7 protein-coding genes are annotated in these 11,692 nt (G+C 68.4%); 2 read left to right on the top strand and 5 right to left on the bottom strand.

Annotated features, from left to right (window positions below):
* Positions 1–8: 8 nt before the first annotated feature.
* From NE236_RS24425 to NE236_RS24415, 3 genes are read right to left on the bottom strand one after another with little or no spacing between them, the layout of a single operon-like run.
* Entirely contained in the window at positions 9–1,997 is a 1,989-nt protein-coding gene (locus tag NE236_RS24425) for a S8 family serine peptidase (RefSeq protein WP_252844443.1), read from the bottom strand.
* Between the two features lie 10 nt (positions 1,998–2,007).
* The gene (locus NE236_RS24420; RefSeq protein ID WP_252844442.1) at positions 2,008–3,948 is read right to left on the bottom strand and encodes a S8 family serine peptidase; all 1,941 of its coding nucleotides are present in this window, start codon (positions 3,946–3,948) and stop codon (positions 2,008–2,010) included.
* A gap of 3 nt (positions 3,949–3,951) precedes the next feature.
* Positions 3,952–5,949, bottom strand: a complete 1,998-nt coding sequence (locus NE236_RS24415) for a S8 family serine peptidase (protein WP_252844441.1) — start codon at positions 5,947–5,949, stop codon at positions 3,952–3,954.
* A 64-nt stretch (positions 5,950–6,013) separates the two neighbouring features.
* On the opposite strand from NE236_RS24415, the gene NE236_RS43740 reads away from it, so the two are divergent.
* Positions 6,014–6,142 carry a hypothetical protein gene (locus tag NE236_RS43740; RefSeq protein WP_289850814.1) on the top strand — a complete coding sequence of 43 codons (129 nt, stop codon included), beginning with the start codon at positions 6,014–6,016 and terminating at the stop codon, positions 6,140–6,142.
* Positions 6,143–6,315: 173 nt separating this feature from the next.
* On the top strand, positions 6,316–8,994 hold the full coding sequence (locus NE236_RS24410; protein WP_252844440.1) for an AAA family ATPase: 2,679 nt from the start codon (positions 6,316–6,318) through the stop codon (positions 8,992–8,994).
* Between the two features lie 392 nt (positions 8,995–9,386).
* Here the strand turns inward: NE236_RS24410 and NE236_RS24405 are convergent, their stop codons facing one another.
* On the bottom strand, positions 9,387–10,868 hold the full coding sequence (locus NE236_RS24405) for an oxygenase MpaB family protein (protein WP_252844439.1): 1,482 nt from the start codon (positions 10,866–10,868) through the stop codon (positions 9,387–9,389).
* The gene (gene uppS, locus NE236_RS24400) at positions 10,868–11,569 is read right to left on the bottom strand and encodes a polyprenyl diphosphate synthase (RefSeq protein ID WP_252844438.1); all 702 of its coding nucleotides are present in this window, start codon (positions 11,567–11,569) and stop codon (positions 10,868–10,870) included. Before uppS ends, NE236_RS24405 begins: the two co-directional genes overlap by 1 nt.
* Between the last annotated feature and the right edge of the window lie 123 nt (positions 11,570–11,692).

Genomic DNA, 11,692 nt, shown 5'->3' with positions numbered 1-11,692 from the left:
CCTCCGGTCTAGAGAAGAAGGCCGCCGGAGACGACCAGGGCGTAGCCCTGCTTGTCCCGGTTCAAGAACGGGCGGAGCCGAATCGTCCAGGGCCCGAAGGGGGGGTTGTTCACCACGACCATCTGGACGTTGTTGGCGGTGTCCGGCGGGACCCGCGGGCTCGCGGTCGCCTTCTTGGAGACACCGCCCGGGACGTCGAAGTCGTTGCCCAGGTAGAGGTTCCCGATGGGATCTTCCACCTCGAACCTGATGGGCTGCACCGTGGGCTGCTTCGGGATCGGCTCGGACGGCGGCCGGTTGGTCCACACGAAGGTGATCTTCAGCTGCTCGGTCTCGTCGTTGACGGAGAAGTGATATGTGCGTTTCTCGTCGAGCCGCAGGCCGGCCTTGCGCGGGACGTCCTTCATCCACAGTCGCCGTTTGCCGCCGTCGAAGAAGAGTGTGCGGTCGAGTTGGATGAGCCCCCAGCCCTCGGTGTCGGAGGGGTAGCCGGGATGGCCGGTCATGTCGACGGTCGAGTTGAGCAGCACCGCCTTGATCAGCGCTCCCGTCGGGTCGACGCGCCTGTGCGGCTCAGGCGTGCCGTTGGGGTAAATGCCCTTCTGGAAGTACTGGCGCACGAGCGCGGCCGCGGCCGCCACGTTGGGCGTCGCCCAGCTGGTGTGGCCGCCTATTCCCCCGGCCATGTCGCAGAACGGCCCCGAGGGCGGTGCAGACAATTTGGTGGCCGTGGTGATGCCGTCGCCGACGGCCATCAGGTCCGGTTTACGGCGGCCGTCGACCGGCCCGTCCACGCCGCTCGCGCGCGACATGTGGTCGGGGTGGGCCTTGGCCGCCGCGACGCAGATCGCGTTGAACGCGATGGCGGGCGACCGGTTCGCCGATCCCTGGCCCGAGTTGTCACCGGCGGCGACCACCAGCTGATCCTCGTTGTCGAAGCTGAACGCGTCGACGTCCCGGGCTTGTGTTTCGTACTTTTCGCTCCTGCGGTTCGCCCAGCTGAGGTTGTGGATGGTCGCAGCGACTTTTTTCGACTTCTCCAGCGCTTGTCGGAGGCTGGGCGGCTTGGGGAGCTTCTTGCTGAACAAATCGAGGCGGTTGCGGCAGACGATCTTGGCGGCCCACGCGCCGCCGCGGTGCGGGTGATTGCCGGGGTTGCCGAGCTCGTCGCCGGCCGCGATGCCCGCGACCCTCATGAAGTGTTCGCCGGGGGGATTGTCCGCGGGGTCGCCCGGGTTCCTGAGGTCCCCGCTGTCGTCGAACACCGCAAGCACCTTGCGGTGCCCCGGGCCGGGGTTGTTCGGTGGCGTGTCGGCGAAGAAACAGTGGTCGAGATTGAGCGTGCCAGAATCGATGATGCTGATGACCTGTTCCTCGCCGTGCAGGTCGTGGTCCCAGATCGTGCCGGCCTGCGGGCCGACGGTGCCCGACTGGATCGTCTGGGCGGCCTCGACGTCAAGGTTCTCGATCGCGGGTACCGGCTCGATCCAGGTGATGTCGTCGACCGCCGCGACCTCGGTGAGCCTGGTCGCGTCGTCGAGGGTGAAACGCAGGTGCAGCCGGCCACCGATCTCCCGGTCGTCGATGGTGACGATGTCGTGCGCACCGATCGTGGTGAGCGCGGCCGTGACCGCGGCCGCGTCGGAGTCGTCGAACAACACCGCGAGCAGGTCGAGCGGCCCGGTGGCCGGAATCTCCGATGAGAGCTTGGATTCCTGCGGGAACGAGAGGACAGCCCGTACGAGAAAGTCGGCACGCACCCGGTCAGCCGTCGCCGCGTCGAGCCGTTCCAGATAGGCGAGGTTCGGAATGAACCGATCCAGCCGCAATCCGTACGCGGCCGTGATCCGGGCGATGTCCGGGTCGCTCAGCAACGCCGCGAACTGCACGATCGTCGCCTGCGCACCCGCCACCACCGACGCCGACGGTTCCACGTCCGCGGGATCGAACGGTTCCGGTCCCACCATCAGCCGGAAGTCCTGTCGCTCACTCGTCATCGCACACCCCCTAGAAGACCCGGCCGGAGATCACCAGCGCGAAGCCCTGCGGGGCCAGCGCGAAGGCCGGGCGGAGCCGGATCGTCCAGGTCCCGGGAACAGGGTTGTTCACCACGACCATCTGGACGTTGTTGGCGATGTCCGCCGGGGAGGACGGACGCGTCGTCAGCTTCCGGGAGACCCGGTTGGGCACGTCGAAGTCGTTGCCCAGATAGAAGCTCCCCTGGGAGTCCTCCACGTCGAACCGGATGGGATCCGGAGTGGGCTGCGACGCCTCGGTCAACGGCCGGCCCGTCCACACGAGGGTGATCTTCAGTTGCTCGCTCTCGTTCTCGACGAAGAAGTGGTACGAGCGGGCCTCGAACGTCGCCAGGGCAACGTCGCGCCGAACGTCGTGCACGAGCAGCTTGCGCGGGCCGCCCTCGAAGAACAGGGTCCGGTCGAGCTGGATGAGCCCCCAGCCCTCGGTGTCGGTCGGATAACCGGGATGACCGGTCATGTCCACGGTCGCGTTCAGCAGCACCGCCTTGATCAGCGCCCCGGACGGCTGCGGGATGATCTTGTCCCGCTGTGGCTTGCCGTTCGGATAGAAGCCCTTCTGGAAGTACTGGCGCACCATCGCGGCCGCAGCCGACACGTTCGGCGTCGCGAAGCTGGTGCTGCACCGGGGCTGGACGTCGGTGTCGCAGTACGGGCCCGTGGACGGCGTGGGCGGCAGGACGGACGTCCTGATGCCGCAGCCGACGGCCAACAGGTCCGGCTTGCGGCGGCCGTCGAGCGACGGCCCGTCCACGCCGCTGCCCCGCGACATCTGGTCGGGGTCGGCCTTCGCCGCGGCGACGCAGATAGCGTTGTACGCGATGCTGGGCGACGCGTTCTTCGGATTCACGCCCGTGTTCTCGCCGGCGGCGACCACCACCTGTTCCTCGCGGGCGGTGCAGAACGCGTCGACGTCCCGGGCGGCCGTGTCGTAGCGGAGATTGGTGCTCCAGCTGATGTTGTGGACGGTCGCGCCGACGCCCCTTCCGTCCTCCAGCAGTTCGTGGAGGCTTCGCGTGGCACGATTCTTGTCCGGCGGGGCGAGGAGCAGGTTGGCATCGTTGCCGGCGATCTTCGCGGCCCAGGCGCCGCCGCGGTCCTGGTTCTGGCCGGAGTTGCCGATCTGGTCGCCGGCCGCGATGCCCGCGACCTTCATGAAGTGGTCGCGGGGGGTGGCCTTGTTCGGGTTGAACAGCTCCCGCACCTTGCGATGGTTCGGGCCGGGCGTGTTCGGGGCGATGCCGGCGAAGAAGCAGTGGTTGAGGTCGAGCGTGCCCCGTTCGATGATCTGGATCACCTGGTCCTCGCCGTGCAGGTCGTGGGCCCAGATCGGGCCGTTGGCCGGGTCGCCCGACTGGGTCGTCTGGGCGGACGGCACGTCCGCGTCCACGATCGTGGGCACCGGTTCCAGCCACGTGATGTCGCCGAGCGCGGCGACCTGGGTGACCCTGGTCGCGTCGTCGAGGGTGAGACGCAGGCGCAGCCGGCCGCCGATCTCGCGGGCGTCGCTCGTCGCGACGTCGTGCGCGCCGATCGCGGTCACCGTCGCCGTGACGGCGACGGCGTCCGAGTCGTCGAACAGCACCGCTACCAGGTCGAGCGGCCCGGTGGCCGGGATGTCCGGGGCGAGCTTCGACTCCTGGGGGAACGGGATGACGGCGCGGACCAGGAAGTCGGCGCGGACGCGGTGGGCGGTCGCGGTGTCGAGCCGTTCAAGGTAGGCCAGGTTCGGGATGAACCGGTCGAGCCGCAACCCGTACGCCGCCTTCAGCCGGGCGGTGTCCGGCTCGCTCAGCAACGCCGCGAACTGCACGACCGTCGCCTGCGTACCCGCCACCGCCGGCTCCACCTCGGCGGGATCGAACGGCTCCGGCGTCACCATCAGCCGGAAGTCCTGCCGCTCACTCGTCATCGCTCACACCCCCTTGAGAACGCCACCGGAGACCACCAGCGCAAAGCCTTGCTTCTCGAAGTGCAGGAACGGGCGGAGCCGAATCGTCCAGGTCCCGGCGACGGGCTGGTCCACCACGACCATCTGAACGTTGTTGATCATGTCCGGCGGGAGGCCCGGGCTCACCGCCGCCCGCTTGGAGACGCCCTTGTCGACGTCGAAGTCGTTGCCGAGATAGAGGTTGCCGCTGGAGTCCTCCACTTCGAACCGGATGGGATCGACCGTGGGCTTCCGCGGCTTCTGCTGGGCATCAGGCTGGGTTTGCGGGGCCGCTGGACGATTGGTCCACACGAAGGTGATCTTCAGCTGCTCGCTCTCGTTGACGACGGGGAACTGGAACGAGCGGGTCTCGAACATCCGCAGGCCGGCGCGGCGCGGGACGTCCCAGACGATCAGCCGGCGCTTACCGCCCTCGAAGAACAGCGTCCGGTCCAGCTGGATGCGCCCCCAGCCCTCGGCGTCCGACGGATAGCCGGGGACACCGTCCATGTTGACCGTCGAGTTGAGCAGCACCGCCTTGACCAGCGCACCCGTCGGGGCCAGCACCTTGTCCAGCTGCGGCTTGCCGTTCGGGTAGAAGCCCTCCGCGAAGTACTGGCGTACGAGCGCCGCCGCGGCCGAGACGTGCGGCGTCGCGGAGCTGGTGGCGCACGGCACCGGGCCGGTGTCGTAGAACGGGAGCACCTTCGGTGGCACCTTCGGGTTCACCGCCGTGCTGATGCCGCAGCCGACCGCGGTGAGATCCGGTTTCCGGCGGCCGTCGTCCGTCGGGCCGGGCACCCCGCTGCCGATGGATCCGTGGTTGGGCGCGGCCTGGGCGGCCGCGACGAGAATCGTGTTGAACGCGATGCCGGGCGGCTGGTTCACCGGTCCCTTGCCCGTGTCCTCGCCGGCCGCGACCACCAACTGTTCCTCGTGGTCGAAGGTGAATGCGTCGACGTTTCGCGCGGCCGTGTCATAGCCGGTACCGGTTCCCCAGCTGAGGTTGTGGACGGTCGCGCCGACCTCCCTCGACCGCTCCAGCAGGGTCTGAAGGCTGAAGACCAGGGCGCCTGTGTTGAGCTTCCCGATGTCCATGTCCCCGCGGCTGCGGCAGACGATCTTGGCGTCATAGGCGGCACCGCGGTTTTCGTGCTTGCCGGGGTTATTGAGGGCGTCGCCGACCGCGATGCCGGCGACCTGCATGAAGTGGTCGCTGGCGCCGAGGTTGTCGTTGAACGCTCTGAGCACCTTGCGGTGGCCCGGGCCGGGCTTGTTCGGTGCGACGTCGGCGAAGAAGCCGTGGTCCATATCGATGAAGGCGTTGTCGATGATCCCGATCACCTGGTTCTTGCCGGTGATGTGCCGGGCCCAGACCGTGCCCAGGTTCGGGTCACCCGACTGGTTCGTCTGCGCGGCGCCGACGTTGAAGTCGGTGAACACGGGCGCCGGTTCAATCCAGATGACGTCGCCGATCGCCGCCGCCTCGGCGACCCCACCTGGGTCGTCCAGCGTGAGGCGCAGGTGCAGCTGCCCGCCGATGTCCCGGTCGTCGAGGACCTGCATGGCGTGCGCGCCGATCGCGGTGAGCGCCGCCGTGATGGCGGCGGCGTCCGCGTCTTCGAAGACGATCACCGTCAGGTCGAGCGGCCCGGAGGCGGGGAGCGTCGGGGAGAGCTTCGACGCCTGAGGGAGCGCGATGACGGACCGTACGAGGAAGTCGGTACGGACCCGGTCGGCCGTGGCCGTGTCGAGCCGTTCGAGATAGGCCAGGTTCGGAATGAACCGATCCAGCCGCAACCCGTAGGCCGCCTTCAGTCGGGCGATGTCCGGCTCGCTCGGCAACGCCGCGAACTGCACGACCGTCGCCCGCGCACCGGCCGTCGCCGACGCGGCGGACGGCTCCACCTCCGCGGGATCGAACGGCTCCGGCGCCACCATCAGCCGGAAGTCCCGCAACCCCAGGACGGGCTCACTCGCCATGGCTCGGTCCTCTAACCCCTCGTTGACTGACAGACGTTCGCGGGTGCCATCGACGAACCGCCGCATGGGCGGCACCCGCGTGCTCCCGTTGCTCGTACTGCTCGTGACGTACGGGCGGGTGCCGGCACGGGTCCGGGGCCGGCTCGATCTGTGGCATCGGCCGAAGAAGGCCGTACAGCCGCCCGACCGATGATCGGACGCTACGGCGGCCGACCCGTCGCGTGGATCGGGAGCGGTTCCCCATATTTGCGCCGCCGGTTCCCCATATTCGCCGCACCGGGATCCGAGATGGCCACGCACGGCCGTCGGCTTCCCGGGCGTCGCTGTCTTTTGGTAGCTTGCGAGAACCCTCGGAAGGGAGGCCGCGTGGATTTTGAGCATGCGGATCCGGAAGTCGAGGTGGCCTCCGATTTAGCTCGACCGTCGCCGGACAGGCTCGCGCCATCACATACGCAACCGGTGATACCGCTGCTGGAGCGGGAGTCGCAGCTCGCCTTATTGAGGCAATACACGATCGAGGCTGAGCAGGGCGCCGGGCGGCTGGTACTGCTTTCCGGTGAAGCGGGCGTGGGTAAATCGACGCTGCTGGAGACCCTGCGTCATGGCTTGACGGACGCGCGGTGGTCTTGGAGCGCCTGCGACGGGCTGTTCATCCCACGGCCGCTCGGGCCGCTGTTCGATCTGGCCGACCAGGTCGGCGGTGTCCTGCTGGACCGCTGCCGTGCCGATGACGATCGCGAAGACCTGTTCCGGGCCTTGTTGCGCGAAGTCACCGCACCAGGCGTGGTGGACGTGGTGGTCATCGAGGACATTCACTGGGCCGACGAAGCCACCCTGGACCTGCTCCGGTTCCTGGGGCGGCGGCTACGGGACGCAGCCGTTCTCGTCATCGCCACATACCGCGATGACGAGACCACCAGCGATGCGCTGCGCGTGGCCTTGGGCGACCTGGCCGCGCAGCCGTCCACCCTGCGCATCCGGCTATCCCCGCTGTCGTTCGATGCGGTGAAGGTACTCGCCGAGGGCAGCGGATTCGCGGGGGACCAGCTGTTCCGGCTGACCGGCGGGAATCCGTTCTATGTGACGGAGGTGCTCCAGGCCGGGATGACCGGGGTGCCGGCGTCGGCGCGGGACGTGGTGCTCGCGCGGGCCGCTCGCCTGAGCGGCCAGGCACGCACGTGCCTGGACATCGCCGCGCTCATCGGCACCAAGGTCGAGCTGTCGCTGTTGGCGCAGCTCAGCGCGCACTCGATAGCGGCGCTGGACGAGGTGGTCGCATCCGGCGTGCTCGTCACGGATGGCAGGTGGCTACGGTTCCGCCACGAGATCGCGCGGCTCGCGGTCGCCCAGGCCGTTCCCGCATTCCGGAGTCAATCCATTCACCGGCAGATACTGCAGGTGCTACGTGCGCGGGGCTGTGACGGCGACGCCCGCATGGCCTTTCACGCCGAGGCGAGTGGCGACGAGGAGGCTGTGCTGCACTATGCTCGCGCAGCCGCGCGACGCGCCAGGGAGCTCGGCTCCCATCATGAAGCGGCTGCCCAGTTCGAGCGGGCACTGCGTTTCGCCGGCAGTGCCGGTGTGGCCGAGCGCGCCAGGCTGTACGAAGGAGTCGCCGACGAGGCAGCCCTGCTGGATCGCTTGCCGGCGGCCGAGGACGCCGCTGAATGGGCGCTCTCACTATGGCGCGAGGCAGGCGACCGGCTGCGGGAGGGGGCCGCCCTCGCGCGGCTGTCGCGGATCAGATGGCGCCTATGCCATGGCCAGGATGCCGTCGCGGCGGCACGGGCGGCGGTGGCCACCCTCGAACCGCTCGGGCCCACGGTCGAACTCGCCGAGGCCCACGCGACGCTGGCCAACCAGCGGATGCTGCATGCCGACTACGACACGGCGATCTTCCTGGCGCGGCGGGCACAGGAGCAAGCCCAGCGGTTCGGCGCCACCGACGTGTTGAGCGACGCGTTGAACACAGAAGCCGCCAGTGCTGCCTATCAGGGCCTGGAGTGGACCACGCGGATGCGTCGTGCGCTCGATATCGCCCTGGCCGGTCGACACCAGGATCAGGCGGCGCGGGCGTACACCAACCTGTGCGGCATCCACATCGATCAGTCCCGATTCGCCGAGGCCGAGCGTTACCTCGCCGACGGGATCGCATACTGCGACGAGCACGACGTCACTACGTACGCCATCTGCCTGCGCAGTGAGCAGGCGGACATATTCGAACGCACCGGGCGGTGGGACGAGGCCGTCGCCGTGACCCAGGCGCTGCTCAAAGAGGTCGATCTGTCCCCGGTCAACCGGATGTGCGGGCTGATCCGGCTCGGGGCCATCCGGGCCCGGCGTGGCCTACCCGGCGTCTGGGAGTGCCTGGACGAGGCGGGCGTGACGGCTGACGAACAACGTGAACCGCCGTTCCTGGTGCTGGCGCGGCTGGCCCGCGCCGAGGCGCACTGGCTCGCAGGTCGCCTCGCTGAGGCCCGTCGCGAAGCGGAATCGGCTGACGAGGCCTGCACCAACTGCAGCGCCTGGCACGGCGGCGTCGCGGCATGGCTGCGCCGTACCGGTTCCGAGCGTCCGACCCGCACCGACATCGCCGAGCCTTACCGGCACCTGCTCGATGGGGACCCGATGCGGGCCGCGGCCGCCTGGACCAGCCTGGGCTGCCCCTATGAGGCCGGGCTGGCCCTGCTGGATTCCGGGCAGGAGCCACTCCTCCGGCAGGCATTCACCATCTTCACCGATCTCGGTGCCAAGGCCACGGTCAAGCTGACACGTCACGCGCTGCGCCGACTGGGCGCACGATCCATTCCCACCGGACCACGCGGCACCACACAGGTGCATCCCTTCGGACTCACGCGTCGCGAGCACGAGGTACTCGAACTGATCGCCGAAGGACACACGAACGTACAGATCGCGGCACGACTGTTCATCTCCGCCAAGACCGTCGATCACCACGTCTCGGCCATACTTGCGAAGCTCGGCGTATCACGCCGTGCCGCCGCCGGCCGAATCGCCCGGCTTGGTCTGCAAGCCGCGGCGGAATGAGTTGACGGCACACGGTACTCACCGTCCGAGCGTCCCTGCCGAGCGATGCGACAAACCAGCCCTGTGCCGCTCGACTATTGGGTTCGGGCGCTGACCTGCGACACCTCGAAAAGCCGCAGGTCAGCAATTGATCGGAACGAACCTTGACACGGTAGAGGTCACTGGTTCAATCCCAGCATCGCCCACCACATCGATGCAGGTCAGGCCATGTGCCTGGCCTGCATTTTGGTTTCGAGCGCTAATGATCGGCCGGAATCGGGAGCAGACCGCTCCACGGCCGCCCGGGACTACCCATTCTGTAGGTCGGGGTCAATACTTTTCGTCGGTCGGGATCAGCCAGGAGCAGTGCTCCCGGCCGGTGGCCCTGCCGCAGCTCCGGACATCGCGCGATGTCATGATTGGGCGAACAACCGGTCGTAGGCGCCGGAGTGTTGACGGCCGGTCATGAAGTTCAGGAACCGGCGGACGAACTCGCTACGCTTCAATTGCTCGTCACTGTTGTCGGCATCGCCGCCGTTGCCGGGGTTGTGATTGAAAGCGGTTCGGAAGAGATCGCGGTACTCCTGGGTGTCGATGGTCTCGTCGTTGTCGGTGTCGGTCACATCGAAAAGGACCTCAGCGACCTTGATGAGGGCGGGGCTGGTCATGGCGGCGGCTGCCGCGGCGTACTCGTGGCCGGTGATGCGTCCGTCGCTGTCGGAGTCCAGCTCTCTCTGCAGGTCTTTCCACCAGTCGGCGAATGCGGTGAACAAGCGGTCCTCCTCTGCGGCGTCCAGGTCGAGGCGGGTGGCGATCTCCCGGGCCATCGCGGCGACGTCGGGCCAGTCGAGGTAGCCGTTACCGGTCTGGTCTAGGACCTCGGAGAAGAACCGTGCTGCAGACCGCACTGTCGAGTCGCCGACGGCGGCCGTGCCCGGGACGGGGGTGAGGAGGCGGAGTAGCGCCCCGGCCTTCGCGGCACCGGAGCGCAGCCCCGAGAGCGCGTCGCCGCCCGTTTGAGGAGCGTACGCCGGGTCGAGCATGGCCATGACCGTGTCCAGTCGTGTCCACGCCTCCGGCAGCAGCTGCGTCGCGAGCCTCGTGGACACATAGGCGGTGTGCATCAACGTGTGTGTGCCCGGTAGCTCGGACAGCCCCAGCCGTATGCGGAGCGTCTCGGGTAGCGACGCCACGGTGATCGCGGTGGCCACGGGGCTGACGAGGGCCCTGCCCGCCGCCCACACGGCCGGCCGGTCGCGTAGGAGAGGGGGAGCGGGTACCTGCGTGAACAGGCGGTCGAGGATGACGTGGACCGCTTCGGTGTTCTCCAGCCGCTCATTGACCATGAAGTCGTAGTAGTGCCAGAACTCCCGCAGCGTGGGTGGGAGCTTTCCCCCGTCCGGTTCCATCAGGGCGAGGAACGCCCGGAACTCGGCGTACAGCCGGTCCAGGGCGGGGCCGTCGAGGGACTGGCCACTCAGCCGGCGCATCATGACGGTGGACTCGAACAGCGTCGCCACCACCCAGGTACGTGCCTCGGGATCTGCCGCGTTGAACGGGCGGCCTTCGGCGTCGACCCCGGTGATGCGCGCGTGCAGGCGGTTGAGCCGGGCCGCCTCCCGGTGTCGTACCTGTTCGTCGGGGTCGACCATTCGCTGGGTGCTGATCACGGTGTTGTGCAGCCGCCGCCAGGGGTGGGCCACGAAGGTCGAGTTAGTGATCAGCGCGGCGCCGATCTGCGGGTGCGCGGCCTCCAGGACGATGGCTCGGGTCGCCACCAGCCCCCAGCGCGCCTGATGGCTCAGCTCGTAGAGCATCGAGCCCGGGCCGAGCGGGTCGGCGGGGCCGGTGGGCGTGGTGCCGTCATCGGTCTCGGCGGATGCGGCGTCGCTCATCAAAGTCCCTTTCCTGTCACGGTCGGTACCTGGACGCCGCCGAATCGGCGGTCCCGCCGCTGGTAGGTGTCCAGGCATTCCCGAAAGTGCGCGGCGCGGAAGTCCGGCCATAGCACCGGAGGGAACATCCATTCGGCGTAGGCGACCTGCCAGAGCATGAAGTTGGAGATCCGCTGTTCCCCTGAGGTACGGATCACCAGATCAACCTCCGGCATGTCGGGGTGGGGTAGATGACGGGCGAAGCTCTCCTCGGTGACCTCCTCGGGCGGTACCCCGTCGCGGATCAGCGACCGGGCGGCCTCGACGATGTCGCGGCGTCCGCCGTGGTCGAACGCCACCGTCAAGGTCATTCGCCGGTTGTCTCGGGTGAGCACCATCAGGTCAGCGATGTCGCGGGCCAGCCATGGCGGGATCCGGGGGTCGGTGACCCCGAGGAAGCGGCATCGGATTCCGCGCATGTGCAGCGCCAGGGCGTGTTTTCGGATGGCGCGCCGTACCAGCCGCATAAGGACGTCGACCTCGACCGCGGGGCGCCGCCAGTTCTCCGTGGAGAAGGCGTACAGGCTCAACCACTCGACACCGGCCGTGTGCGCCGCCTCGATCACGTCGATCACGGCGGCCTCCGCCGCCATGTGCCCCGCGGTCCGGGGCAGCAACCGCTGCGCGGCCCACCGGCCGTTCCCGTCCATCACAAACGCCACATGCCGGGGCATGCCTCTCACGCCGCCCGTCCTAAAGAGGAGGACATCACCGCTCCTGCCGTCCGCCGATCCCACAGGAATGTGTCATGCGGAACCCCATCCCATCTACCGCATGACTCATCA

The sequence above is a fragment of the Actinoallomurus purpureus genome (assembly GCF_024055795.1).
Classification (GTDB): domain Bacteria; phylum Actinomycetota; class Actinomycetes; order Streptosporangiales; family Streptosporangiaceae; genus Actinoallomurus; species Actinoallomurus purpureus.
This window is presented reverse-complemented; position numbering and strand designations above follow the sequence as displayed.